This is a genomic window from Aquamicrobium ahrensii, from assembly GCF_040545755.1.
Lineage (GTDB): Bacteria > Pseudomonadota > Alphaproteobacteria > Rhizobiales > Rhizobiaceae > Mesorhizobium > Mesorhizobium ahrensii.
On record NZ_JBEPMN010000003.1, the window covers coordinates 69262 to 94800 of the forward strand.

Here is a 25539-nt window from a genome sequence, read left to right on the forward strand (position 1 = left end):
CCCGAAAAGGCGGCCGCGCGGCGCGCCGGCGTTAAGATTGCCGCAACCATGCCCCCTCACGCGACCTTAACCGCCAGCGCCTAAAGTCCACTGCGATAGAGTACGGGGGTCTCTAAATATGTATGTCGAGCGCGGAAATCCGCCTGGAGAAGCCACGTCGCAAGAACGGCGCGAGGCGCAGCAATCCGATCACCGCATTCTGGGGCATGTGGTGCGCTGCGACGGCGCGCGCGCCGTGCTCGCCGCCTTCGCGGCGGATGACAGCATTGACGACCCGGCGGAGCGCTGGACGGTCGGACGCATGATCTCGATCAATCTGGGGTCAACCCGCACCGTCGGCCTGGTCTATGGTGTCGGCAAGCCGGGCCATGAGTGGAAAGCCGGCGAACTCAATCCGATCGAGGTCGAGGTGGAATTGGTTGGCGAGGTGCGGGACAGCGCACTGTCCTCCGCGCCGCCGGTGTTCGACCGCGGCATCACCTGCTACCCCCATGTCGGCGCTCATGCGCATCGCATCCGCGCCCGCGATCTGGAAGCCGTCTACGACCTTGCCGGACGACGCGGCGTCACCATCGGCCATCTCTCGCAGGATGAGGAAATCGCCGCCAATATCGCCATCGAAGACACGCTGTCCCGGCATTTCGCAGTTGTCGGAACCACCGGCGTGGGCAAATCCACGGCCGTCTCGCTGCTGATGCGCAAGGCGATCGCAGCCTGCCCCGACCTGCGTGTTCTCATCCTCGATCCGCACAACGAGTTCGCCGCTTCGCTGCCCGAACACAGTGTGCGCATCGACAGCTCCACGCTGGACCTGCCCTTCTGGATGTTCCGACTGGAAGAGTTCGCCGAGGTTCTGTTTCGCGGCCGCGAAACGATTCCCGAGGAAATGGACCTGCTGCGCGATCTCATTCCGCTCGCCAGGACCATATACCGGCATGGCGGCAGCCATGTTCGGCGCGGAGCCGATACGATCACGGCCGATACGCCGGTTCCTTATCGCATTGCCGATCTCCTGAAGCAGATCGACGATCGCATCGGCCTGCTGGAGGGAAAAACGGATCGCCCGGCGCTGAAATCGCTGCGGGTTCGCATCGAGCAGATCGCCGCCGATCCGCGCTACCGCTTCATGTTCAACTCACGCCTGATCGAGGATACGATCCATCAGACCATCGGCGCTATCTTCCGTGTGCCGCATGGCGGGCGTCCGGTGACATGTTTCGAGATGGCGGGGCTTCCCTCCGAGGTGGTCAATGCCGTGTGTTCGGTGCTGGCCCGCCTTGCCTTCGACCTCGCCTTGTGGAGCGAAGGGCAACTGAAACTGCTGGTGATGTGCGAGGAAGCGCATCGCTATATGCCGGCCAATTCCCGCCAGGGCTTCGCACCCACGCGTGAAGCCCTTGCCCGCATCGCCAAGGAAGGCCGTAAATATGGCTGTTTCCTTGGGATCGTCACCCAGCGGCCGGGCGAGCTCGATCCCACCATCCTGTCGCAATGCTCGACGGTGTTCGCCATGCGCCTGGCCAACGAGCAGGACAAGGCGATCATCCGTTCGGCCATCTCGGACTCGTCGGCCTCCAGCCTCTCCTTCCTGTCTTCCATGGGGCAGCGGGAAGCGATCGCCTTCGGCGAAGGCGTGGCCACCACCATGCGCCTGAAATTCGAGAAGCTGGACAGGAGCCTGCTGCCCGGCCAGCAACGCGGCGGCAGCGACCCGACCGCCGCCGAACCCGGACGGGACGTCGATCTGGCGGCGATCGTCAACCGGTTGCGCGCGGGCTCCGCCCAGCAGACGCTTTCACCGGAAACCTCCCTGATGTTCGCGGAACCTGCCGACGTCACAAGCCAGCCGGGCGACCCGGACTATCGCCGGCCATCCTCGTTGCTGCGCCGTCCGGTCATCGAAGAACCGGAACAGCGCTACGGGCTGAAGCCGACGACGTTCGGCGTGCGGCCGCACAACGGCTGATCCGGTCGGGGCGCGGGTGGGTCACCTCAGGCGTCCTGAAGCGTGTCGCGATCTTTCAGATTCGCTCCTTGCGCTTCAGGTTCTTGTTTTACGCATGTCGTTGTCCCGAAACCGGTTCCCGCTTTCGGGCGACATGCTTTAAGCACAGACCCTGTTGCGGCCCTGCCGCTTGGCCTCGTAGAGCTGGCGGTCGGCGCGGCGGTAGAACTCCTCCGCCGTTTCCTTGCTGTCCCAGATCGCCAGCCCCACGCTGGTCGTAACCTTCAGATTGCCGCGCCCGATGGGAATGGCCAGCGAAGCAATGGCGTCGCGAATGCGCTCGGCCAGCTTTTCCAGTCCCGGCGCGTTCATGTTTGGCGTGACGATGGCGAATTCCTCGCCGCCGAGGCGCGCCACCACATCGTGATAGCGGGTCATGTCGCGCAGGCAGTGGCCGACCGCGCGCAGCACCTTGTCGCCGACATCGTGCCCGTGATTGTCGTTCACCTGCTTGAAATGGTCGAGATCGAGGATCATGAGACCCACCGGCCTGTCGATGCGCCGGAACTCCTCGATATATTCCCTGAGCGCATCATCGAAATAGCGGCGGTTCTGCGTTCCGGTCAGCCCATCCGTCAGCGCTTCCATTTCCAGTGTCTCGGATCGCGCGCTGAGCGAGGCGGTCATCTGGCGCAACTTGCTCTCTTCCCGCACCTGACGGCGAATCAGCGGATAGATGAAGAACATGCCGAAGAACAGCGCGGTCGCCAGCAGCACGCTGGTGAAGAACAGAAGATTTTGCAATTGCGAAATTTCCGCAATCCGATCAGGCCGCCGCACTTCCTGAACGAGCGATTCCAGGGCGCCATGCGCGAACAGCATGAGCATCCCGGCCCCCAGGATCACACAAATGAAAACGAAAAACGCCGATTCCGCTTTATGGAAACGCATCGCAGCCCGCTTGAAACCTGCCCACCGGTTTATCTCACGGTCAAGCTTAACAAAATCTGATTTCAACAACCAGAGCGCGAATTTCGGGTGATATCGACCAGAACGATTGCATCCTGCCGCCCGATCATTTTGCAGTCCGGCGGGAATCATCTGACGCCCCACAAATGTGGCAAACAGGATTTATCCGCCCTTCCGCCTCACCCACCGACAGTTTCCCCGATCGCAAGCCTTTTCCATTCGGACCCGAGCTGGTTTCGAAACCACGTAGACTGCCGCTTGGCGTATTGCCGCGTCGCGATCTTGGCCCGTTCAATGGCCTCGGGAAATGTCACTTCTCCGGCCAGGGCCGCCTGCAATTCGCGAACGCCGATGGCCTTCATGGCCGGCAGCGCGGGGTCGGGACCGAGCCTGAGCAATTTGCGAACCTCGTCCAGCGCGCCCCGCTCCAGCATGGCGTCGAAACGCATGTCGATGCGTGCGCCGAGTTCATCGCGGTCGGGTTCGATCACGAAGCATTGCGCGCTTGCTCGCTCTACCAGAGGTCGCCCACGCCTGCCCTGCCATTCGAGGATCGAGCGACCGGACGCTTCAAGAACTTCCAGCGCGCGAACGATGCGCTGACCGTCAGCAGGCTTGAGACGGACGGCGGCTTCGGGATCGCGCTCCGCAAGCCGCCTGTGCAGCGCCCCTGCGCCTTCCTCCTGCAACGCTCCACGCCAGCGGTCGCGGATTTCAGCCGGAATGTCGGGCATCTCCGACATGCCTTCGGTCAGAGCCCGGAAATAGAGGCCTGTGCCGCCCACGAAGATCGGCCGCAGGTTGCCCAGCGCACCGCCATCGAGCAATTGCATCACATCGCGCAGCCAGGCTCCGGTCGAATAGGCGGTTGCAGGCGGCACATGGCCATAGAGATGGTGCGGCGCGCACTTCAGGTCATCTGCGTCGGGACGCGCCGTCAGCACGTCGAGCACGCCATAAACCTGCATGGAATCGGCGTTCACGATAGCCCCGCCCAGCCTGTCGGCGAAATCGAGCGCGAGCTTCGACTTGCCGCTGGCGGTCGGCCCGGCTATCAGGATCGCATTTCTGACGCGCCCTTCCCTGTCCTCTTCACCGGAAGCTCCGATGCCGCTCATCGCCACGCTCATTTCCAATCCTTCCGGCCGTGCGCTGACGGCAGATATAGCGAATAAGGCGTCGACTGCGGTCGGCGCAAGTGGCGTGGACTGGCTTGCCGAAAGCATCGCCTGCGATATCGCCCTTCCCGCAGGCATGGAAGATCAGGCGGCGGCGGAAATTCTGCGCGATTTGCTTGCTGACACCCCTGTGGACGTAGCGGTGCAGGACGCCAGCGCCCGCCGGAAGAAAATTCTGATTGCCGACATGGATTCCACCATGATCGATCAGGAATGCATCGACGAACTCGCCGACGAAGTGGGCGTGAAGGAACATGTCGCCGAAATCACCGCACGCTCCATGAATGGCGAAATCGCCTTCGAACCGGCGTTGCGGGAACGCGTCGCCCTGCTGCGAGACCTCGACATCGGCGTGGTCGACCGCATCGTCCAAAACCGTATCACCCTCGCTTCGGGCGGTCGCGCGCTTGTCGCCACCATGCGCGCCAACGGGGCGTGGACAGCCTTGGTGTCGGGCGGTTTCGACGTGTTCACTTCACGCATTTCCGCCATGCTTGGCTTCGATGAGAATCGCGCGAACCGCCTTCTGGAGCGCGACGGACGCCTAACCGGCGAGGTCGCCGAACCGATCCTCGGCCGCGCCGCCAAGGCGGAGGCGCTGCACGACATTTCCGCACGCCTGAAGCTGACGCCCGCCGACGCCATCGCGGTCGGAGACGGCGCAAACGATCTCGACATGATCCGGCTTTCCGGCGCCGGCGTCGCGCTTCACGCCAAGCCTTCGGTCGCCGCGGAGGCAAAAATCCGCATCGACCACGGCGACCTCACCGCCCTGCTCTACCTGCAAGGCTACCGGCGGGAGCAATTCGTCCTGTGAAACCGATCCGCACCGCAAGGCTGATCCTGCGCAACTGGAAAGAGTGCGACCGCGACCTCTTCCATCGCATCAACTCCGATGAGCAAGTGATGGAATTTTTCCCCTTTCGTCGGGATCGCTCTACGGCCGACGCCAAGATGGACGAATTCCGCGAGGCGATCGCCAGGCAGGGCTTTGGCTGGACGGCGGCTGAAATCGCCGCCACCGGCCAATGCATCGGCTTCGTTGGTCTGAGCCATACCGAAGATACGCCCTTCATGCCTGAAGGTACGGTCGAGATCGGCTGGCGGATCGCGCCGGAATTCTGGGGCCAGGGCTATGTCTCGGAAGCCGCACGCGCCTGGCTCGACCATGGCTTCGAGGCGCTTGGCCTCAAGGAGATCGTCTCCTTCGCTGTGACGGCCAACCAGCGCTCGACCGCGGTGATGGAGCGCATCGGCATGATTGCCGATCCGGCCCGCGACTTCGATCACCCCGGCGTACCTGACAGTCACCCGCACCTGAAACGCCACAGCTTCTATCAGGTTACGCGTGCGGAATGGGCAACAAAAAAGGCGGCCTGCTGACCGCCTTTTTAGTCTACGCACCCGATGGCTGCTCGAACCCGCAGGGTTCGCAAGGGCGACCGCCCGTCGACCGGTCAGGCCGCCCCATCGGAAGCGTGAGCGAAGCGAACTGCCGTGAGACACGGCAACCCGCTCTCAATCCACGCGGATCGTCACGAAACGCAGTTCGCCGCTTTTCGAGGCCAGCATCAGCAGGGCGTTCTTGCGTCCCTGCTCCTTCAGCGCCGCAATGCGGTCCATGACGTCCTTCGGGTTCGCCACCGATTCCTGTGCGATTTCGGTAATGACCTCACCGGCCTGAACGCCGCGCTCGGCGGCGGCCGAATCGGGCGTCACCTCGGTTATCACCACGCCGTTGACACCCGAAGCGATCTCGAACTTGTCGCGCGCGGCGTCGTCGAGTTCGCCCACGGTCATGCCGAGAACGGTTGCGGTGGCCATCGCCTCGCCCTTCTGCACCGTTTCGTCGTCTTCACCCTCGGCCATCTTCTCGCCGTCCTCGAGGCGGCCGAGCGTGACCTTGACGGTCATCTCCTCGCCCTTTCGGATCACAACCACGTCCACCGCCTTGCCGACCGGGCTTTCCGCCACGATGCGCGGCAGGTCGCGCATCTCGTCGATCTCCTTGCCGTCGAACGTCCTCACCACATCGCCGGGCAGTATGGAGCCGTCATCCACCGGCCCACCCTTGATGATGCCGGCAATCAGCGCTCCTCTGGCGTCCTTCATGCCGAGGCTTTCAGCGATGTCTTCGGTCACCGGCTGGATGCGCACGCCCAGCCAGCCGCGCCGCGTCTCGCCGAACTCGCGCAACTGATTGATGACGCCTTCGGCCAACTGGGTGGGAATGGAAAAACCGATACCGATCGAACCGCCGGTGGGCGAGATGATGGCCGTGTTGATGCCGATGACCTCACCATGCATGTTGAACAGCGGTCCTCCCGAATTGCCGCGGTTGATGGCGGCGTCCGTCTGGATGAAATCGTCGTAGGGGCCGGCATTGATGTCGCGGTTGCGGGCGGAGATGATGCCAACCGTGACCGTTCCGCCAAGCCCGAACGGGTTGCCGATGGCCATGACCCAGTCTCCGATCCGCATTCTGTCGGAATCGCCGAACTTCACGTCGGTCAACTCATGGCCCGCCGGATCGACCTTCAAAAGGGCGATATCGGTTTTGGAATCGGTGCCGACGAGTTCGGCCTTCAGCGTCAGCCCGTCCGAGAAATTGACCTCGATGTCATCAGCGTCGGCGATGACATGGTTGTTGGTGACAACGAAGCCTTCGGTCGCGTCGACGACGAAGCCGGAACCGAGCGACTGCACTTTCTGGGAGCCGCCTCCACGCGAACCGCCGCGATCCTTGAAGAACTCGTCGAAGAAGTCCTGAAAGGGCGAGCCTTCGGGAAGCTGCGGCATCGGCACCGCGCCCGGGCCATCGGTCCCCTTCACCGTCTGCGAGGTGGAAATATTGACCACCGCGCCAAGCAGCCGCTCGGCAAGATCAGCCACCGACGCCGGTCCGGCGTCCAGTGCGGGAGCGGCAGGAGGCGTCGCCGTCTGCGCCATTGCCGGCGGCGCGATACCGGTTGCGGCCACGGCCAGCGCGCTGGCCGCCAGCAATGTGGTCCGCGCTGCGCGCAGAAGGGTGTGGGATGTCATGTAACGGGCTCCGGGCGTCTCGAAGTTGCGTGCATCATGATGACACGAAATACGGCACGTTTGCGACACAAAGCGCCAGCGTCAGGTAAATCCTGCGTATATGCAAAAAGGGGTGGAACGATGTCGTTCCACCCCTTTGATTTCAGCCGCGCACCAGCCACACGACGCCGACGCCCAAGGCGATGGCCAGCAGGCCGGCCATGCGCATCGCGCCCTCCGGCATGGACTGAACCTCCGCCGCCAGACGGCGCGCCATGCGGGGAAAGCCCCCGTAGACCAGGCCCTCTATGACGAGGACCAGGCCAAGGGCCGCCAGAAAATCCTGCACGGATTACTGGCCGGCGGTTGCCGGGGCCGGTCTTGCAGGCGCGGCCTGCCCGCCGCCGCTCTGGCTCGGATCCCTGAAAAAGCGGAAAAATTCCGATTCGGGCGACAGAACCATGGTGGTGCCATCACCGTTCAGTGCCGTTCCATAGGCGCTCATCGAACGGTAGAAGTCGAAGAACTGAGGGTCGCGCAGATAGGCGTCGGCAAAGACGGCGCTGCGCTCGGCATCGCCCTCACCCCGCAGGATCTCGCTTTCCCTCTGGGCTTCCGCGACGATCTCGACGACCTCACGATCGGCACGGGCGCGGATGCGCTGGGCCGCCTCGTTACCGCGCGCCCTCAGCCTTTCGGCCTCTGCAAGACGCTCGGCTTTCATGCGCTCGAAGGTCTGCTGCGACACTTCCTGCGTCAGGTCGGTACGGCGGATACGCACATCCACGATTTCGAGACCCAGCGAGGTCGCATCGGGACGAAGCTGATCACGCACCTCGCGCATCATGTCGGCGCGCTCTTCCGAAAGCGCCGCCTCGAATCCACGCAGACCGTAGACACGACGCAAGGCCGCATCGAGGCGGGTCCGAAGCCGTTGCTCGGCCAGTTCAATGCTGCCCGAAACCGCCGAGCGGAAGACGCGCGGGTTGGAGATGCGGTAGGCGATGAAGGCGTCCACCTCGTAGAACTTGCCGCCCGAAACCTGCACGCGGATGTTGTCGAGATCGAAACGCAGCACGCGGTTCTCGATCATCTGCACATTGTCGGCGTCGAAGAAGGAGAACGGCATCTTGAAGTAGATGCCCGGATCGCTCTTCACGTCGACGATCTCACCAAAGCGCAGCACGATCGCCTGCTGGCGCGCGTTGACCACGAAGATCGACGAATAGGCCAGGAACAGGATGACGACGCCGGCAACGACGATGGCTGGAAAACGGTTCGCCATTATTGCGTCCCTCCGGTAGCGGCGCCGGAGCGCTTCTGCAGTTCAGGCAGCGGCAAATACGGCACGACGCCCGGGCCGCCTCCCTGCTCCACGACCACCTTGTTGGAATCCTTCAGGACCTTCTCCATGGTTTCCAGATAGAGACGCTTGCGCGTGACATCGGGCGCCTTGGCGTATTCGTCGTAAACCGAGATGAAGCGTTGCGCCTCACCCTGGGCTTCCTGCACGACGCGATTCTTGTAGGCGGCCGCCTCTTCGCGAATCTGCGCTCCCTGACCTCGGGCCTGACCGAGTTTCTGGTTCGAATACTGATTGGCCTGCTCGACGAACCTGTCTTCGTCCTGCTCGGCGCGCTGCACCTCGTCGAAGGCGTCTGCCACTTCGCGCGGCGGCGCCGCATCCTCGATGGAGATGGCGTTGACGTTCAGGCCGGCATTGTAGCCGTCGAGCGTATTCTGAAGAATCTGGCGGACAGATTCCGCGATGCCCTGACGATCGTCGCGAAAGATGTCCTGCGCCGGACGCCGGCCGACCGCCTCGCGCATGGCGCTTTCGGAGACCTGGGTCAGCATGCCGTCAGCGTCGGAAACGGCGAACAGATAAGCGCGCGGATCGGAAACCTGATAGGCCACCGAAAACTGCACATTGACGATGTTCTGATCGCCGGAAAGCATGAGACCGGAGGTGTCGTTGCTGCGCGCAAGACCGCCAATGTTTACAAGCTGCTCGGAAATCTTGGCGGTCTCGACCGTTTCGACCGGCCACCAGTGGAAGTGAAGGCCCGGTTCGGAGAGTTCCTGCTTCGGCTTGCCGAAGCGCAACTCGACCGCCACCTCATCCGGCTGCACGGTATAGATGGCCTTGAAGGCCCACATGCCAAGCAGAATCAGGGCGACGACCAGGAACATGGCCTTGTTGCCGCCATTGCCGCCCGGCAACGCCCGGCGCAACTTGTCCTGCCCCAGCCTGATGATGTCCTCCAGATCGGGCGGCGTGCCTTGGGGCCCGCCCGGTCCTCTCGGACCCTGGCCCCATGGGCCGCCGTTATTTCCGCCGCCGCCACCCCATGGGCCGCCGCCGCCGCTCTTGTCGTTCCAGGGCATAAATGTCCTTTCGTCCGCAGTCCCCTCATACGCCGTCCATACGACGCACAAGCCTTGATCCTCTATAGGGAGGCCAAAGCCTGCTTTCAACGCGCAGAGGGGCTAAAAAGTCCTTTGTCCCTGCGGCATTGCGCAACTTTCTGTCATCGGGAGAGGTATGGACGCCTCAACCGCGCCGTTCGTAGACGACATAACGCGTCGCGTGGCTGTCCCTCTCCCCGGAAGGAACGTCCTGACTGGCGGTCTCCCGCCAGATTGCGGAGTCGATGGCGGGGAAGGAAGCGTCCCCCTCCACCGTGCCCAGAACATGGGTCACATGCAGCCGGTCGACCAGCGGCAGCGCCTGCGCGTAGATTTCGCCGCCGCCGATGACGCATGCTTCTCCGTCGGGCCCGACATGGCGCTCGGCAATACCGATGGCTTCGTCGAGAGAATGCGCGATCTCGGCGCCCTCGACACTGTAGCCCGTGTCGCGCGTGACGATGATGTTTAGCCGGCCCGGCAGAAGCCGTCCGATTCCCTCATATGTCTTGCGGCCCATGATGACCGGCTTGCCCATCGTGTCGGCCTTGAATCGCTTCAGATCGGTGGAAAGCCGCCACGGCAGCCCACCCTCGCGCCCGATCACGCCATTCTCCGCGATGGCCACATAGATCGCAGTCTTCATTCCATGTCCTTGTTCCAGCGCGCCGCCTTCCGGCGCAAGCCGTGCAGGAACGCAGCATCGAGTTCCCATCTCCCGGGATCATACGCACGATACTAAAGATTCTGCCCGGAGCTTCCTAGGGCCGACGCGCCTTTTCCCAGCCGGTGCACGCCCTTCGCCACTGGACAGAAGACAGGCCTTCGGGCAGGAAACTGCGTCATGCGCACCCTTCTCGTCATCGGCATCGGCGCCGGCAATCCCGAGCATATGACCGTACAGGCCATCGCGGCGCTCAATCGGGCCGATGTGCTGTTCGTGCCGGACAAGGGTTCGGACAAGAGCGACCTGTCCGCTCTGCGCCATGAAATCTGCGACCGCTTCGTCACCAACCCGGCCTCCCGGCGCGTCGGGTTCGCCGTGCCGAAGCGGGCGGAGCCCGCCTCATCCTATCGCAGCACCGTGGACGACTGGCATGAAGACATCGCCGGCATCTATGAAACGCTGATCCTCAATGAGATTTCCGAGGACGGTTGCGCGGCCTTCCTCATCTGGGGCGACCCGATGCTTTACGACAGCGCGCTTCGCATCCTCGAAAGGGTGCGCCAGCGCGGCAATGTCGATTTCATCGTCGAGGTCATCCCCGGCATCACCGCCATCCAGTCGCTGTGCGCCAGCCACAGGATCGCGCTCAATCGCATCGGAGAGCCGGTGCTGATCACCACCGGCCGGCGTCTCGCCGCTGAAGGCATGCCCGGCAACGCCGGCACCGTCGTGGTGATGCTGGACGGCAATTGCGCCTTCCGCACCGTAAAGGACAAGGATGTGACGATCCATTGGGGAGCCTATCTCGGCACGCCGGACGAGATCGTCATTTCGGGCCGCCTGCGGGAGGTCGAAGACACAATCATGGGGACACGCACCGAGGCCCGCGCAGCCAAGGGCTGGATCATGGACACCTATCTTCTGCGCAAGCCGGGCGAATCGGAGGAATAAGGCCGCCCCTGACGCGAAAAACCTATCCCGCGTCTATCTCGGCCTGCAACGCCATCATATGTGTTTCCGCCGCGGCGGCGGCTGCGCGCTCTATGGCCCGGTAGCGGCTGACCACGGCGAGTCCCACCGGAGTGAGCTGCGCGCCGCCGCCACGCCTGCCGCCTGTCTGGGCGCTGACCAGAGCCTTGCCGAACACCCGGTTCATGTCCTCAACCAAGTCCCAGGCGTGCTTGTAGGACATCTGCATGGTTCGTGCGGCAGCCGAGATCGAGCCAAAGGAGGCGATGTGCTCAAGAAGTTCGATCTTGCCGGGCCCGATTCGCCCGTCAGGATCGAGATTTATCCGCAAGGTCAGCGACGGCATCTTCTCTTCCCGCAATCCGGTCTCCTTCACCCTTAGCGCCATTCAAGCAGAATCGCTATTCTATTTTGGAATAACGACATCGCCACGCCTCACGCACTGACCTCCCCCACCCCCATCCCCGTGCTGGTTTCGTCGAAGCTTACAGTCTTGACCACCGCGAACACCTGCTGGCCAGGCTCCAAACCCAGCGCCTGCCGCGACTGTTCGGTGATGCGCGACATGACCGGCACGCCGTTGCAGTCTATGCGCACCTCGCTCTCCGCCCCGGCTCCATGCGTGATGGCGGCTACCTTGCCAGGCAATATGTTCAGGGCGCTGAGGCCGTTCGGACGCTCCGTGGCGATCATCACGTCGCGGGCGCGGATACGCAGGCGCACCCGCTGATCGACAGGAATATCGATGCGCGGCACGCGAATTTCGCCCGCCCCGGAACCCAGAACGGTCATGGAAAAGGTATCGTCGTGGCGGAGGACGACAGTCTCGATGAGCGCGCCGCCCTCGCCGCGCTCGCCGGCGGGCAGCAGGTCGAGCCGCTGCAATATGTCGGACACCGGGCCGGACGCCGTCACCTTGCCCTGCGCCAAAACCACCACATCGCTCGCCAGCCGCGCCACTTCCGCCACCGAATGGCTGACATAGACGATCGGGATCTTCATCTGGTCGCGCAGGCGCTCGATATAGGGCAGGATTTCGGCCTTGCGCGCCTCATCGAGCGAGGCGAGCGGCTCGTCCATCAGCAGCAGCCGCGGGCTGCTGAGCAGCGCACGCCCGATCGCCACCCGTTGTTTCTCGCCGCCGGAAAGCAGCGCCGGCTTGCGTTCCAGCAGCGCCCCGATGCCGAGCAGATCGACGATGGCGTCCATGTCCAGATAGCGCTCGGCCGGCGGAGTGAACCAGCGCCCATAGAGCAGGTTGGAACGCACGTTCATGTGCGGGAATAGCCGCGCGTCCTGAAACACCATACCGATGCGGCGCTTGTGACGCGGCAGGAAAACACCCGCCTTCGTGTCGACCAGCACCTTGCCGTCAACCTCGATGCGTCCCTGGTCCGGCCGGATCAGACCGGCGATGAGATTTATGAGCGAGCTTTTGCCGGAGCCCGAAGGTCCGAACAACGCCGTCAGCCGGCCGGAGCCGGTAAAGCTCGCCTCGATCCGGAAATCACCCTGACGATGGCGGATATCGACACAAAGCGTCATTCCACATCCATCCGCTTGCCGAGCCGCCGCGCCAGCACTTCCGAAGCCACCAGCGCCAGCATGGAAATGATGATGCTGATGAGGGTGAGCCGCAGCGCGCCTTCATCGCCGCCCGGCACCTGCGTGAAAGTGTAGATGGCGGAAGGCAGCGTCTGGGTTTCGCCCGGAATGTTGGAAACGAAGGTGATGGTGGCGCCGAACTCGCCCATCGCCTTGGCGAAGGAGAGGATCGCGCCGGCGATGATGCCGGGAAGGATAAGCGGCAGCGTCACGGTGGAGAACACCCACAACGGATTTGCGCCGAGCGTTCCGGCGGCGGCCTCGAGCTTGCGGTCGACAGATTCGATCGAAAGCCGGATCGCCCGCACCATCAGCGGAAATCCCATGACCCCGCAGGCCAGCGCCGCACCCGTCCAGCGAAACGAAAAGACAATGCCAAAATGCTCGGCCAGGAAAGCGCCGATCGGCCCGCGCCGGCCGAAGGCCAGCAAAAGCAGATAGCCGGTGACGACCGGCGGCAGCACCAGCGGCAGGTGAACGATGCCGTTGAGCAGCGTCTTGCCCCAGAAACGGCCGCGCGCCAGCGCGTAGGCTATCAATATTCCGGGCGGGACGGAGGCGAGCATCGCCACCGTCGCCACCTTCACCGAGAGCCTGACCGCCGTCCACTCGTCCGGCGTCAGGTCCAGCAACCAGTTCATGGACTGCGAAAGGGTTTAGTTCGAGGCCGGCGCAAGGACCGTGAAGCCTTGCTCCTCGAACAGCTTGCGCGCCGCTTCGGTGTGCAGGCACTTCAGGAACGCCGGCGTGTCCTCATCCTTCGATTCCGCCGTCTGCGCGACCGGATAGATGATCGGCGCATGGGTTTCCTCGGGGAAGGTCGCGATCACCTTGACGCCCGGCTCGGCCACCGCATCCGTGGCGTAGACGATGCCGGCTGCGGCCTCGCCGGTGGCGACCAGCTTGAGCGCGGCACGCACATTTTCCGCCTGCGCCAGCTTGCCCTCCACGGAGCCCCACATATCGAGGGCTTCAAGCGCCGCCTTGCCATATTTACCCGCCGGAACAGCCTGGACATCGCCCATTGCGAGCCGGCCGTCGCCGATCAGGCCCGCCAGATCGAAACCCTTTTCCAGTTTTGCCTCTGCGGTGGAATCCGATGGCGCGACCAGCACAATGCGGTTGCCCAGCAACTGCTCTTCGGTATCGGTCTTGATGAGATTCTTGTCGGACAGATACTTCATCCAGTCCAGATCGGCAGAGATGAACACGTCGGCCGGCGCGCCCTCCTCGATCTGCTTGGCCAGCGCCGAGGACGAGGCGTAGGAAATCTTCGCGGCCTCGCCAACATCAGCCTCACAGGCGGTGTTGATGGCGTCGAGCGCGTTCTTCAGGCTTGCCGCCGCGAAAACGACGATCTGACTGTCGTCGGCCTGCACCGTCGAAACCGGCGCAATCAGCAGAGCTGAAAGAGCACCCGCGGCCATCAGCGCCTTCAAACCAGTTCCCTTGACCTTACCCATCACGTCTCTCCCTATGGAATCGTTGCTCACGCGCCGCCTGTGCAGCCCATAACCGATATATACGGATGAATATAACAAGGGAAGCCTTTTGCGCTTCGCGCGCAACCGTGTTTCACTAACGCGCAAGGTCTGAAAAAAGGAGAGAATCATGAAGATCAGCGCCCGCAACCAGATCAGAGGCAGGATCGTGGAAGTAGCGAAGGGAGCCACCACCGCTCATGTGCGCATCGACATCGGCGGCGGCGCGGTCATCACCGCGTCCATCACCAATGGGGCGGTGGACGAACTGAAGCTCAGCCAAGGCGATGAGGCCTATGCCGTGGTCAAGGCGTCCGACGTCATGATCGCAGTGGACTGAGTATCTCGCCGCCAGCGCCTGGAGCAGCTCCAGTAAGAAGTGCGAAGCGGTTTTGCGTCCGGAATTGCGTAAAAACAAAGAGATAGAGCATTGCAGGTGATCCGGCTATCACCGGAAACGCTCTAGGTGCAGCGGGCGTTCTGACGAACGCAGCTTCCGCTGCTCCAGCTTCTTTTCCAGGCCCCATTTGTGCAAAGTCAGACGATTCCGTCTGACTGCAAAACGCTCTAGACGGCGATCGGCGCGCGGATGCTCGGATCGGCGATGTAGTTGTCCAGCCGGAAATCCTCGAAACGGAAGGCGAACAGATCATCCACCGCCGGATTGATCCACATGGTGGGCAGCGACTTCGGAGTTCGCGAAAGCTGTTCGCGCGCCTGATCGAAATGGTTGGCGTAGAGATGCGCGTCACCCAGCGTGTGAATGAATTCACCGGGCTTCAGCCCCGCCACCTGCGCGATCATCATGGTCAGCAGCGCATAGGAGGCGATATTGAAGGGAACGCCGAGGAAGATGTCGGCCGAGCGCTGGTAGAGCTGACAGGAAAGCCGCCCTTGCGCGACGTAGAACTGGAACAGGCAGTGGCAGGGCGGCAGCGCCATCGTGTCCACCTGCGCCGGATTCCATGCCGAGACGATCAGACGCCGTGACTGCGGATTGCGGCGCAACTCGGTGAGAAGATTAGCGATCTGGTCGATCTCGCCGCCCTTGCCGTCAGGCCACGACCGCCACTGACGGCCATAGACCGGCCCCAGATCGCCGTTCCCGTCCGCCCACTCGTCCCAGATGGTGACGCCGTTGTCGTTGAGATATTTGATGTTGGTGTCGCCGGCCAGAAACCAGAGAAGCTCGTGGATGATCGACTTCAGATGGAGTTTCTTCGTCGTGGTGACGGGAAAACCATCCGCCAGATCGAACCGCATCTGGTGGCCGAACACCGAGCGCGTGCCGGTGCCGGTGCGGTCGCCGCGATCGACGCCGGTCTCAAGCACATGGCGCAGAAGGTCGAGATATTGCCGCATCGGCTCCGTTCCAAAGGATTCGCACGGCCTGCATTATAAGCGTGAATGCATTACGGCGCAGCCGCCGATCCGCAGCCCGTCCACAGCCAAACCATACCGCCGCAGAAATGCCGCCTGCATGCGCAGAGCATCCTGCAGCCGAATGGAGAGTCCGTCGTCGCAACAATGCGATCAACGCCAGAGGTTCGGGCAACAGTCCGTGTTCGTCAGAACGACCGCCGCTTCAGCCTTTGGAAGCAATCGACGATGACCGGCAAGAGTTGGCGCTCACAGAGAGTCGAGCTTGCCCAGTTCCTTGGCCACCAGATAATAGAAGGTCACGCGGCCCTTGGAGCGGTCGGCCGCCATGATCTGCGCAACCTTGGCGACAGCGGACTCGCCGGCGGCCGCATCAACGCCCAGCTTCTTGACGCACCAGCTGTCACGCACGCGGTCCAGTTCCTTCTGGTCGCTCGCCGAGACCAGCGAGGAATCGCGATTGCGAAGGGCAATGCCCAGATGCTTCACGATTTTGGTCACCACTGCCTCGTCGGCCGCAGCGTCGTACTTCTTCACATCGGCCAGATAATCGCTCATCGATATCCCCTCTCCGGAGTTAGAAATCCCCACTTAACGGGCGATCGGCCAGCGTAATCTCCTGCCGGGCCAGATTCCCGTACCGCGTGCAAGCCTGCAAGAAATCGCGCGTGCAAGTCAAGTTAAAGAAATCGTCGCCAATATGGCGAATTGCTTGCCCGCACGCTCTTCCATTTGGCTGCGCGACTGCCTATATTCGCATCGTCGGCTCGACCGACTATGGCGATAAACGGGCGATGAAATAAGCCGTTCGGACCCGGGGGCGGTACCCGGCGCCTCCACCAAAAACCGCCGTTACGGGCGGCTTTTGCTGGGGGCGAAACAGGATCGACGAAGGTGTAAAGATCGTACTTTTGCCCGGCATTGTACCACCGTTATCGGGCTAAATTTATAGTTGCCAACGACAACTATGCGGAAGCACGTCTCGCTGCGTAATGCGGTGCGACAGCTTCAACTAAACTCCTAGGGGTTCGCACCTCTAGGCGGGGTTCGGAGGTACCTGGCAACAGAAACCTCCACTTTTTCCCCTCTGCTCACGTCTCTGCCGGTTATGCGCCCGCATGCCGAAGGCTTTCGCGCGCTTCCCGGGGCGTTTTCCCTGTCGTTCAACTCGCCATAGGCGCCGTACAATGGAGTATCCGCATGGATGCTGAACGCTTCGTCGTGATCACGGGCGGCCCCGGTTCCGGCAAGACCACGCTTCTGGAAGCGCTGGCCGCACAAGACTTCAAAACCTTGCCGGAAGCCGGGCGCGGCGTCATCCGCGCCCAGCAGGCGATAGACGGGCCTGCCCTGCCATGGCGCAACCCAGCCCTCTTCGCGGAACTGATGCTGTCATGGGAAATGCGCTCATACGCCGCCGCCAGGAATATGCCAGGCGCGCTGTTCTTCGACCGAGGCATTCCCGACACCATCGGCTATCTGCGCCTGACCGGCCTGCCCGTACCGGACCATATAATGCGCGCGACTGAGACCATGCGTTACAATCGCCGTGTCTTCATCGCCCCGTTCTGGCCGGAAATCTTCGGTCAGGACGCCGAACGCAGGCAGACGGCCGACGAAGCCCGGCGCACATTCGATGCGATGGAAACCATTTACGACGAACTCGGCTACGAACTCGTTCCCCTGCCCTTCACTTCCGTTACGGGACGGGTGAAATTCGTTATGGAGACCCTCGGCCCGGCATGCCGCGCATAGACGACCCGGCAGCCTGCCGATCAAATCTTCGCAGCCAGAGCCTCCGGGAGGCGTTTAGGGCGCTATATGCGGTTTACGCCGCCGCCAAGCTTGATTACAGCTAAGCCGACGATTCAACGGAACTGTTCATGTCGGACGACCATATCAGATACGACATCCTGGCCCAGGAAGCCCTGCGCGGCGTCATGCGCAAGGTGCTGGCCGAGGTTGCGCGCACAGGGTTGCCGGGCAACCACCACTTCTTCATCACCTTCCTGACCGGCGCGCCCGGCGTGCGCATCTCCAGCCGCCTGCGCGAGCGCTATCCCGAGCAGATGACCATCGTCATCCAGTTCCAGTACTGGGACCTGAAAGTCACCGACACCGGCTTCGAGATCGGCCTGTCCTTCTCCGATATTCCCGAAAAGCTCGAGATTCCCTTCTCGGCGGTACGTGGCTTCTATGACCCCTCCGTGAACTTCGAACTGGAATTCGACGTACGCACCGAACCGTCGGAAGAAGAGGAATCGGAAACGCCCCCCGCTCCTGTCGAAGTGAAGCCGGCGAGCGCCAAAAAGCCGGCCGAATCGAAAAAGGAAACGCCGGCCGCCGAAACGGCCGAAGGCAAAGGCGCCGAAGTCGTGTCGCTCGACGCCTTCCGCAAGAAATAGGGCGGGCTTGCCCGTTGACCGGGATCGTCAACCTGCGTCAGGTCCGCAAACGGAAGGCGCGGGAGGACAAGGAGCGCACCGCGGCGGAAAACCGTGCACTTCACGGCCGCAGCAAAGCCGAACGCGAGCGCGACCGCAACGCGGACGAGAAGGTGGCCAGCTTTCTGGACGGCCACAAGCGCTCACCGGTCTCCCCTGTGGATGAAAAATGAACGCGGCCGGTGAATGACGGCATGGGGTTGGTGAAAAAGCGCTCCGTCACCATTCGCGGTCACCGCACCAGCTATTCGCTGGAGCAACCGTTCTACGATGATCTTGTCACGATCTCCCTCACCCGTAATATGCCGCTGGCCGCCCTGGTGGCCGAAATCGATGAAAAGCGGCCAAGGGATTCCAACCTGTCGTCCGCCCTGCGGCTCTATGTGCTCGACTGGGCCAAAGGCAAACAGGATTGACAGGTTCGGTGCGCGCGTCCCCGCTATCGCTCCGCTCCACTGGCTGCGACGACGGCAACAGCGTGGTTCACCCGCCTTCCAGAGATTTCAGCAGGTTCTGCAAGGTGAAGGGCTCGGTCGCCGGGCCATTGTCGTTCGTCGCGGGCGGCGGCATGCGCTCGATTGCCGGTTGCGCGCGGGTGCGCGCTGCCTCCGCCTCCCGCCGCAAGCGCTCCTGCTCCTCGCGTGCGGCACGTTCCGCCTCGGCTTTCGCCCGCGCCTCCTCTTCCGCCTTCAGGCGCGCCTCTTCCTGCCGGCGACGCTCTTCTTCCGCCGCGCGTTCCCGCTGGACCTGCAAGTCGGCGTAATATCTCGCCTCGCGCCGCAGCCGCTGCTTTTCAAGCAGCTCGGCCTGCATCGCCTCGACACGCTGCTGCTCATGCTCCAGCGCGCGCTGCGTCAGATACTGCGCCAGAGGCGCGCTGTCGAAACTCCGCTGCATATCCCCGGCCGGAGCTTCCCCTTCGATGGCGAAGTTGAGCACAGGCTCCGAGCCGACCAGCGCATCCTCGCCCGGCCTGTAGGCGATTGCACCCTGAACATGCACATTGCTGCTCGCCAGATCGGCCGTGAGATCGGCTGAAATATCCGCGGCTTTGCCAGCAAGCTTGACGGGCGGCGCGCGAACCACGCCATTCGCGATCGTAAAGGCGATAGCGGCATCCTGCGCGGCGAAGTCGCCCTGGGCCGCTATGCCCGGCGCGAATTCGGCCGTCCTGCGGGCGTCGATGTCACGCCCGGCAGCATCGGCCGCATGCAGGAAGGCGGGCAGCGCATCCTCGTTGAGATTGGCGATGTGCAACTCCTTCAGCGATGCAGTGCCCGAACCGGACAGCGACGTCACCATTCCATCCACAGATTTGCCGGTGGTGGAAACCGAGGTCGAGAAATCGGTTCTTCCGGACAAGCCGGCTTCCGGCAGCATCGCCGCGAGGTCGGCGCCCGAAAGGCTCATTTGCGCATTGAGCAATCCTGTGCCTGCCGAGTTCTTCAACTCGAAAAGGCCGGAGAGCGCACCGTCGAAAAGCTTCCCCTTCAAACCGGAAACGCGCAGGCCCTCGCCATCCAGTTTCAGCGCAAGCGAGGCGTCATAGGCGGTGGCGAGGTGTCCCGCCAGCAATGCTGCGGTGGAAATATCCAGTTCCGCATTGAACGGCGCTGTCGAAACCGCCGCGAAGGGCGCGGTCGGCCATCCTTCAGCGACAGGCGCAAAAGCTGCGTCGCCCATCAGCATGGCCGCCATCGGAGCGAGGTCGAGTTCGTCGAGCGCCAGCTCGCCGGTGATGTGCGGCCTGCCCTCCTTCACCTCGACATTGATGTCACCGGAAAAGGCGGCTTCGTTCACAGCACCGGAAAGCCCGTTGAGGATCAGGAGGCCGCCGCCATAGTCGGCGTCCGTCGCCAGCGATATCGAGGTCCCGGCGCCCATTCCGGGCAGTACGGCGCCCGCCGTCATCAGCCAGGGCTCGATGTCCGCCGCTTCGAGGCCGGCCTTGCCTTTCACCGCTGCTCCATCCACGGCCGAAACCGTACCTTCGAAAGAAGCGCGGAAATCGTCGCCGGTCAGCAGGGCGTGGGTTTCCATGCCGTCATGCAGGTCGCCCCTTGCGGAAATGTCCGCCGTCCCGGGCCCGGTGAGGCCCAGCGGCAATGCCGGCAAACCGGCAAGGGCCATCAGCACGGTCGCGTCGTCATTGCGGATACCGAGCGTTGCGGACAGGGACGAGCGCAACAGGTCGTCGCCGTTGCGCTGGCCCGAAAGACTGGCGGAGAAAGCCGAGCCGCCCGCGCCGCCCTGAGCCGAAATGGCGAAACCGCCATCACCGCCATCGCCAGCGGCGACGCTCATCACCCAATCGATACGCGCATCTTCGAGCAGGCCCGGATAGGCCTGCACGCGCTGGCCAAGCCCCGCAATCACGGCGTTCGTCCCGTATTGGCTCTCCAACGCCCCAACCAGCGGCGCCAGGTCCACGGCGACCAGCGAGGCGTCGAGGCGGCCAGCCGGATTTTCCGGGAAATCCGAAATACGCCCGGTGGCGCTGACGGAAGCTCCGGCCAGCCCGGTCAGGGAGAGACGGTCGATCTCCAGCACCCCGCCGCGCAACCGCAGCGCCGTATCCACCTGATCCGCCGAAAGTCCCCATGCCTGCACGGGCCCGGCCTTGATGTCGAGATCGAGATCCTGTCCGGTGAAGCGGTTCGCCCCCTCGCTGCTGACGAAGATCGAAGCGAACGCGGAAAGCCCTTCAAGATCGAGCGCCCCGCCATCCAGCGCGAGCATGACCGAAGGACGCGCATCGCCTTCCTGCGCAGCCTCTATGCGGCCGGTGAATTTCGCACCGCCCAGCACCAGTTCCAGATCGCTGAACCGCTGGCGTCCGGCCGTCAGATCGACTTCGGCGCTGAAACCAGCCGCCGGCAGGCGGCGCACCGCCTCGTCCACATCTTTCGCCAGCCAAGCCGCAAAACCGGAAGGCTGCGCCACCGCCAGCAGCATCTTGCCCCGGAAGCCGAAGGCGTCGCCGGTGTTGAGCAGGCCGCCGGCTTCCAGCGTGGCGCGCCCCGGCAAGGTCGCGCCCAGCGAATGCACCAGCCAGCCGTCCCGCGCCGGTTCGGCCGTAAGGTGGACGTCACGGATAGTGGTGTCCCCGGCCACCACGGCCGGAAGTTTCACATCGACGGAGCCGGGGATGGTCGGACGCGGCAGGCGACGCAGCGCCTGTTGAAGTGCGGTGATGCGCGCCGCAGCGCCGAGCACGGGCCCGCGCTCGCCTGAAACAGCCTCATCGAACTGCACCTGCGCGCCCGAGGCCTCGATCCGGAAACGCGGCTCCTGTCCGAGGTCGAGGAAGGCGGAGCCGTCCGCCGCATATGGATTGTCCAGCGGGCCCGTCTCGAAGCGGAACTCATCAAGGACCAGCCTTCGATGATCGAACTGGAACTTGCCGCTGGCCCGGTATCCGGGTGCCGCCCTGGCCGGCGCCAGGGCGACTGTCTCGCCATCGCCGCCGCGCAATTCCATTGCGTCGGCAAGGTCTTCCGCCAGCTTGAACTGACCGGCATATTTCAACACGCCCTGTTCGATGCTGGCGTTGCCATCACTCTCGGCAGTGGCCGCATAGCTATCCGTGCGAACGCGCAATCGCACGCGCATCTGCCCGTCCGCCGCGACCCGGCCGGTGGATGCGGAAATATCGCTGTACTCTCCGTCAAACAACATGGACCCATCGACGCGCCAGGGGCCCAGAAGGGATTTTGCCGAAACGGCGGCGTTGATGTTCGTCAGCGAATGGGTCCGACCGCCCACACCATGCTGCAATTCCACCTCACCGTCGGTGATGGTCAGCTTCTCGATGGCGATCTGGGCCGCATCGAAAGGCGAGGACGGCCGCATGGCCCAGTCCACCTTGCCGTCCTCGCTCACGCCGATGACCGCGCGCGGCCGCTCCAGCCGCATGTCGAAGATCAAGACCTCGCCGCGCAGGAACGGCGCAAGTTCGGCATCCATGGAGAAGGTGTCCACGGTCATGGAAGGTTGACCTTCCGCGCCGCCGGAAACCGCCACATCCGTGAATGTGACCGAAGGGAACGGCAGCAGCCGAGCCCTTGCTTCGCCGCGCACCGTCACCTTGCGGCCGAGAATGGCGCTGGCCTCCCGCTCGAAATCGGCCCGGTAGCCCGTCCAGTCGATGAACGGCGGCGCCGCCAGTGCCGCAAGCAGCACCAGCACCAGCAATCCGCCGACGATCACGAACAGGCGTGCGAGCATGTCCTCACTGCAAATCCTGAAGGTTCGCCGATCCTACCCGGATATCGATGACGATAAAGAGGCAAAGCGGGCTTGCCCCACCCCAAATTCCTATCCGATGATCGTCTTGCCGGGGTTGAAAATGCCATGCGGGTCGAGCACCTGCTTGATAAGGCGCATGACATCGACCCCATGACCGAGCTCATGGCGCAGAAACCCGGCCTTTCCCTGGCCGACGCCGTGCTCCCCGGTGCAGGTGCCGTCCATGGCGATGGCACGCCTGTTAAGGCGGGCGACGAACGCCTCGACCCTGGCGATTTCGGCCGGATCGTCCGGATCCATCAGCACAAGCGTATGGAAGTTGCCGTCGCCGGCATGGCCGACGACGGGGGCGATCAGACCGTTCTCGGCGATGTCCGCCTCGGTTTCCGCAACGCATTCGGCCAGCCGCGAAATCGGCACGCACACATCCGTGGAAAGGCCCTTGGCCCCGGGCCGCAGCGAATACGAAGCCCAATAGGCGTCGTGCCGCGCCTTCCACAGCCTGCTGCGCTCCTCGGCCACCGTGGTCCACAGGAATTGTCCTCCGCCCTGCTCCTCGGCGATCATGCCGAACAGTTCCGCCTGCTCGGCGACGCCGGCGTCGCTGCCATGGAATTCGAGGAACAGGCAAGGACTTTCAGGATAGTCGAGTTTGGAATAGATGTTGATGGCCTTCATCTGCAACGCATTGACCAGTTCGATGCGCGCCACCGGAATGCCCATCTGGATGGTCGCGATCACCGCCCGGCTGGCCGCCTCCAGCGTCGGGAACGGGCAGATGCCCCCGGATATCGCCTGCGGAATGCCCTGCAGGCGCAGGGTGAGACTGGTGATGACGCCAAGCGTGCCTTCGGCGCCGACCAGCAGGCGGGTGAGATCGTAGCCGGCAGCGCTCTTCTTCGCCCGGCCTCCCGTTTTCACCACCTCGCCATCGGCCATCACCGCCGTCAGCGACAGCACAGCCTCGCGCATTGTGCCGTAGCGCACCGCATTGGTGCCGGACGCGCGCGTTGACGCCATGCCGCCCAGCGATGCGTTTGCGCCGGGATCGATCGGAAAGAACAGGCCCGTGTCACGCAGGTGCCGGTTGAGATCTTCGCGGGTCACACCCGGCTCGACGGTGCAGTCGAGGTCCTCGGCGTTGACCGCGAGGATACGGTTCATGCGCGAGGTATCCAGCGAAATGCCGCCCCCCGGCGCATTGATCTGGCCTTCCAGCGAGGTGCCTGTTCCAAACGGAATCAGCGGCACGCGATGCGCGGCACAGGCGCGTACGATCTTCTGCACCTCTTCGGTGCTTTCGGGGAACACGACCCCATCCGGCATCTGGTTCGGAAGGTAGGTAGTGGTGTGGCCATGCTGCTCGCGAATCGAATGGCCCGTCTGCACGCGGTCGCCGAACTCGCTACGCAGGATTTCCAGCACCGTCGCGACGCCGTCATCGTTGCGTTCCACTGCAATCAGGTCGCTGAGAGCCATTGATCCTCCGCCGGCAGAACAGACGGACCATGTGGTTGCGATTAGGTTTGGTCCGCGAATATGTTTATATCTGATCTGCTTTTCGGAGAGTTTTGTCCAGCTTCAGAAGGAACTTTCATGAGCGTTTCCTCCCCCTTCGTCTCTCCCGTCATGGAGATCGAAAAGGACTGGATCGATTACAACGGCCACATGAACATGGCCTATTACAACGTGCTGTTCGACCGCGGCTCGGACGAGGTTCTGAACCTGCTCGGCATGGGCGCAAGCTATGCGCGGGAGCGCAAGCTCACCATCTATACCGCAGAAATCCATGTCTGCTACGTGCAGGAACTGCATCTGGACGACCGCGTGACGGTGAGCTTCCACTTGCTGGACAGCGACGACAAGCGTTTGCGCGCCTATCAGGAAATCCGCCACGCCGATGGCTGGCTGGCGGCCACCGCCGAAACCCTCTCGCTGCATGTCGACTTGGCAGGGCCCAAGGTCGTCCCCTTTCCCGAGGATATTGCGGCCAAGCTCGAATCGATGCGCGCGACGCATGCCGCGCTTCCGTTTCCCGAACGCGCCGGGAGGTCCATCGGCATTCGCCGCAAAGCCGCCCGCGGCGCTGACGCCGCCGCCACCGCCGACCGGTCATAAGCAGGGGATAGCGAGCCCGGGCCGTTGCAACGAATCGCCGCGCCAGCCAATCCATTCGCATGGCTACGCAGAACGACCTGCCGCCATCCCCCGCGATGGCCGACCCGATACGCAGCGTGACGATGGAAGCCGAAAGGCTGGCCGCCGATCCGCGCGTGTCGGATTATGATTTCTGGCGTTCGCTCAGGAATGTCGACAACCGCATCTTCGAGATTTCGGCCAGGGGCGACCCCATACCCTTCGACATGGTGCGCTGGCGCGCCATCCTGAAGCAGGCGCGTTCACGACGCGGGCACGCCTGAAGCGAGCCGCGCAAGTCGTTTAAAAATCAGCGACTTGAGAGAATCTCCGGAATCAACGCATAAGCCCCCACGCGCGCAACGAAATTGCTTCGCCGCATGCCTCGCCTGTGCCCGATCTGGCAGAATCTAGAATGCGTAGGCGATGGTGGAGGCAATGCCGAACAGGAGCGCGATTGCGATCAGGATCGCGTAGATGCGCGGCAGATCGAACAGCACCGCATAGCCGGCGACATAGGCGGTTAAGGAGCCTGCCAGCGCCAGCAGGAAACCACTGCGGTCGCCCACCACCAGATTGGCCGCCATCAGTCCGCCCAGGCACAACGCACCGAACACGATGATGACTGCAATGCCGGCCTTGTCGAAATTATCGTCCATGCCTCATCCCTTGCACCCGCCCGCACCCTCCGGGACGATTCCGGAACGGGCATTGCCCACAGACTTAACCGAGCACGCGTGAGGGGCAAGGCCAAACTGGCCCTACCCCTCGCGAGAAGCCTTCAGGTGTGGATTTCGGGAGACGGTTTTGCCGCTCCGCCGCCGTCGTCAGGTCGATCAGCGAAGCTGCGCCGCAACGTCCATGTCCCACAGATCGCGATGCAGGCGAACCCCGCAAACCTTGCCGGTAAGGCACGGATCACGCCGGAAGGCCCTTGCTTGAACAGTTGTCGTTGACCGCGCCGCTCACGATGATCTTGTCGCGGGCGATGAGCAGGACCGAGGTGGAGGAATTGGCCTTCGGATAGGAGATGCGCTCCATCAGGTCGATGGGTTCCCTCATTGCCGAGTGAAGGGCAAATCTGGCC

29 protein-coding genes and 1 other RNA gene are annotated in these 25539 nt (G+C 63.2%); 13 read left to right on the forward strand and 17 right to left on the reverse strand.

Annotated elements, in window-relative coordinates; all coding sequences use genetic code 11:
* Positions 1-118 precede the first annotated feature (118 nt).
* Positions 119-1966: an ATP-binding protein gene (locus ABID44_RS05355; protein ID WP_354150666.1), complete on the forward strand. Its 1848-nt coding sequence runs from the start codon at positions 119-121 to the stop codon at positions 1964-1966.
* Positions 1967-2104: 138 nt separating this feature from the next.
* Here ABID44_RS05355 and ABID44_RS05360 read toward each other — a convergent pair whose 3' ends face one another.
* Positions 2105-2848 (reverse strand): GGDEF domain-containing protein, encoded by a 744-nt coding sequence (locus ABID44_RS05360; RefSeq protein ID WP_354150977.1) that lies wholly within the window; start codon positions 2846-2848, stop codon positions 2105-2107.
* Here ABID44_RS05360 and ABID44_RS05365 point away from each other — a divergent pair.
* Positions 2750-2956 (forward strand): hypothetical protein, encoded by a 207-nt coding sequence (locus ABID44_RS05365; RefSeq protein WP_354150995.1) that lies wholly within the window; start codon positions 2750-2752, stop codon positions 2954-2956. The genes ABID44_RS05360 and ABID44_RS05365 overlap by 99 nt on opposite strands.
* Positions 2957-3093: 137 nt before the next feature.
* Here ABID44_RS05365 and miaA read toward each other — a convergent pair whose 3' ends face one another.
* Complete coding sequence (miaA, locus tag ABID44_RS05370; protein WP_354150978.1) at positions 3094-4032, reverse strand: tRNA (adenosine(37)-N6)-dimethylallyltransferase MiaA; 939 nt, start codon at positions 4030-4032, stop codon at positions 3094-3096.
* Here miaA and serB point away from each other — a divergent pair.
* Positions 4022-4909: a phosphoserine phosphatase SerB gene (serB, locus tag ABID44_RS05375; protein WP_354150667.1), complete on the forward strand. Its 888-nt coding sequence runs from the start codon at positions 4022-4024 to the stop codon at positions 4907-4909. The two genes, miaA and serB, sit on opposite strands and share 11 nt — an antisense overlap.
* Complete coding sequence (locus tag ABID44_RS05380) at positions 4906-5475, forward strand: GNAT family N-acetyltransferase (protein ID WP_354150668.1); 570 nt, start codon at positions 4906-4908, stop codon at positions 5473-5475. The genes serB and ABID44_RS05380 overlap by 4 nt, the downstream gene beginning before the upstream one ends.
* A gap of 135 nt (positions 5476-5610) precedes the next feature.
* Here ABID44_RS05380 and ABID44_RS05385 read toward each other — a convergent pair whose 3' ends face one another.
* The 5 genes from ABID44_RS05385 to ABID44_RS05405 form a co-directional block, all read right to left on the reverse strand.
* Complete coding sequence (locus ABID44_RS05385; RefSeq protein ID WP_354150669.1) at positions 5611-7134, reverse strand: DegQ family serine endoprotease; 1524 nt, start codon at positions 7132-7134, stop codon at positions 5611-5613.
* A gap of 142 nt (positions 7135-7276) precedes the next feature.
* Positions 7277-7462: a DUF2065 domain-containing protein gene (locus tag ABID44_RS05390; protein WP_354150670.1), complete on the reverse strand. Its 186-nt coding sequence runs from the start codon at positions 7460-7462 to the stop codon at positions 7277-7279.
* Between the two features lie 3 nt (positions 7463-7465).
* Complete coding sequence (hflC, locus tag ABID44_RS05395; protein ID WP_354150671.1) at positions 7466-8398, reverse strand: protease modulator HflC; 933 nt, start codon at positions 8396-8398, stop codon at positions 7466-7468.
* Entirely contained in the window at positions 8398-9501 is a 1104-nt protein-coding gene (hflK, locus tag ABID44_RS05400) for an FtsH protease activity modulator HflK (RefSeq protein WP_354150672.1), read from the reverse strand. The genes hflC and hflK overlap by 1 nt, the downstream gene beginning before the upstream one ends.
* A gap of 166 nt (positions 9502-9667) precedes the next feature.
* Complete coding sequence (locus ABID44_RS05405) at positions 9668-10168, reverse strand: dihydrofolate reductase (protein ID WP_354150673.1); 501 nt, start codon at positions 10166-10168, stop codon at positions 9668-9670.
* 198 nt (positions 10169-10366) lie between these two features.
* Between ABID44_RS05405 and cobF the strand changes: the two genes are divergently transcribed.
* On the forward strand, positions 10367-11140 hold the full coding sequence (cobF, locus tag ABID44_RS05410) for a precorrin-6A synthase (deacetylating) (RefSeq protein ID WP_354150674.1): 774 nt from the start codon (positions 10367-10369) through the stop codon (positions 11138-11140).
* A gap of 22 nt (positions 11141-11162) precedes the next feature.
* Here cobF and ABID44_RS05415 read toward each other — a convergent pair whose 3' ends face one another.
* The 4 genes from ABID44_RS05415 to modA form a co-directional block, all read right to left on the reverse strand.
* Complete coding sequence (locus tag ABID44_RS05415) at positions 11163-11504, reverse strand: winged helix-turn-helix domain-containing protein (RefSeq protein WP_354150979.1); 342 nt, start codon at positions 11502-11504, stop codon at positions 11163-11165.
* An 89-nt stretch (positions 11505-11593) separates the two neighbouring features.
* The gene (gene modC / locus ABID44_RS05420) at positions 11594-12703 is read right to left on the reverse strand and encodes a molybdenum ABC transporter ATP-binding protein (RefSeq protein ID WP_354150675.1); all 1110 of its coding nucleotides are present in this window, start codon (positions 12701-12703) and stop codon (positions 11594-11596) included.
* A complete protein-coding gene (gene modB / locus ABID44_RS05425; RefSeq protein ID WP_354150676.1) occupies positions 12700-13404 on the reverse strand; it encodes a molybdate ABC transporter permease subunit in 705 nt (234 codons plus the stop codon). The genes modC and modB overlap by 4 nt, the downstream gene beginning before the upstream one ends.
* A 15-nt stretch (positions 13405-13419) precedes the next feature.
* Complete coding sequence (modA, locus tag ABID44_RS05430) at positions 13420-14226, reverse strand: molybdate ABC transporter substrate-binding protein (protein WP_354150677.1); 807 nt, start codon at positions 14224-14226, stop codon at positions 13420-13422.
* Between the two features lie 148 nt (positions 14227-14374).
* Here modA and ABID44_RS05435 point away from each other — a divergent pair, with 148 nt between their 5' ends.
* Positions 14375-14584, forward strand: a complete 210-nt coding sequence (locus tag ABID44_RS05435) for a TOBE domain-containing protein (RefSeq protein WP_354150678.1) — start codon at positions 14375-14377, stop codon at positions 14582-14584.
* Positions 14585-14811: 227 nt separating this feature from the next.
* Here the strand turns inward: ABID44_RS05435 and ABID44_RS05440 are convergent, their stop codons facing one another.
* Both ABID44_RS05440 and ABID44_RS05445 read right to left on the reverse strand, forming a co-directional pair.
* On the reverse strand, positions 14812-15606 hold the full coding sequence (locus ABID44_RS05440; protein ID WP_354150679.1) for a thymidylate synthase: 795 nt from the start codon (positions 15604-15606) through the stop codon (positions 14812-14814).
* 267 nt (positions 15607-15873) lie between these two features.
* Positions 15874-16182, reverse strand: coding sequence for a DUF2853 family protein (locus ABID44_RS05445; RefSeq protein WP_354150680.1), 309 nt, complete (start codon positions 16180-16182; stop codon positions 15874-15876).
* 164 nt (positions 16183-16346) lie between these two features.
* Here ABID44_RS05445 and ssrA point away from each other — a divergent pair.
* The 5 genes from ssrA to ABID44_RS05470 all read left to right on the forward strand — a co-directional run bounded on the left by ssrA (position 16347) and on the right by ABID44_RS05470 (position 18484).
* Positions 16347-16702: a transfer-messenger RNA gene (gene ssrA / locus ABID44_RS05450) on the forward strand.
* Between the two features lie 116 nt (positions 16703-16818).
* Positions 16819-17379, forward strand: coding sequence for an AAA family ATPase (locus ABID44_RS05455; protein ID WP_354150980.1), 561 nt, complete (start codon positions 16819-16821; stop codon positions 17377-17379).
* A 128-nt stretch (positions 17380-17507) separates the two neighbouring features.
* Positions 17508-18029 (forward strand): SspB family protein, encoded by a 522-nt coding sequence (locus ABID44_RS05460; RefSeq protein ID WP_354150681.1) that lies wholly within the window; start codon positions 17508-17510, stop codon positions 18027-18029.
* 14 nt (positions 18030-18043) lie between these two features.
* Positions 18044-18241, forward strand: coding sequence for a DUF4169 family protein (locus ABID44_RS05465; RefSeq protein WP_354150682.1), 198 nt, complete (start codon positions 18044-18046; stop codon positions 18239-18241).
* 21 nt (positions 18242-18262) lie between these two features.
* Complete coding sequence (locus ABID44_RS05470; protein WP_354150683.1) at positions 18263-18484, forward strand: ribbon-helix-helix domain-containing protein; 222 nt, start codon at positions 18263-18265, stop codon at positions 18482-18484.
* Between the two features lie 67 nt (positions 18485-18551).
* Here ABID44_RS05470 and ABID44_RS05475 read toward each other — a convergent pair whose 3' ends face one another.
* On the reverse strand, positions 18552-22295 hold the full coding sequence (locus ABID44_RS05475; protein WP_354150684.1) for an AsmA family protein: 3744 nt from the start codon (positions 22293-22295) through the stop codon (positions 18552-18554).
* Between the two features lie 90 nt (positions 22296-22385).
* Positions 22386-23795: an FAD-binding oxidoreductase gene (locus ABID44_RS05480; protein WP_354150685.1), complete on the reverse strand. Its 1410-nt coding sequence runs from the start codon at positions 23793-23795 to the stop codon at positions 22386-22388.
* Positions 23796-23912: 117 nt separating this feature from the next.
* Here ABID44_RS05480 and ABID44_RS05485 point away from each other — a divergent pair, with 117 nt between their 5' ends.
* Both ABID44_RS05485 and ABID44_RS05490 read left to right on the forward strand, forming a co-directional pair.
* The gene (locus ABID44_RS05485) at positions 23913-24434 is read left to right on the forward strand and encodes a thioesterase family protein (RefSeq protein ID WP_354150686.1); all 522 of its coding nucleotides are present in this window, start codon (positions 23913-23915) and stop codon (positions 24432-24434) included.
* Positions 24435-24493: 59 nt separating this feature from the next.
* Complete coding sequence (locus ABID44_RS05490) at positions 24494-24736, forward strand: hypothetical protein (protein WP_354150687.1); 243 nt, start codon at positions 24494-24496, stop codon at positions 24734-24736.
* A gap of 126 nt (positions 24737-24862) precedes the next feature.
* Here the strand turns inward: ABID44_RS05490 and ABID44_RS05495 are convergent, their stop codons facing one another.
* Together ABID44_RS05495 and ABID44_RS05500 are read right to left on the reverse strand one after the other, a co-directional pair.
* On the reverse strand, positions 24863-25111 hold the full coding sequence (locus ABID44_RS05495; RefSeq protein WP_354150688.1) for a hypothetical protein: 249 nt from the start codon (positions 25109-25111) through the stop codon (positions 24863-24865).
* Positions 25112-25370: 259 nt separating this feature from the next.
* Complete coding sequence (locus tag ABID44_RS05500) at positions 25371-25514, reverse strand: hypothetical protein (protein ID WP_354150689.1); 144 nt, start codon at positions 25512-25514, stop codon at positions 25371-25373.
* Positions 25515-25539: the final 25 nt, after the last annotated feature.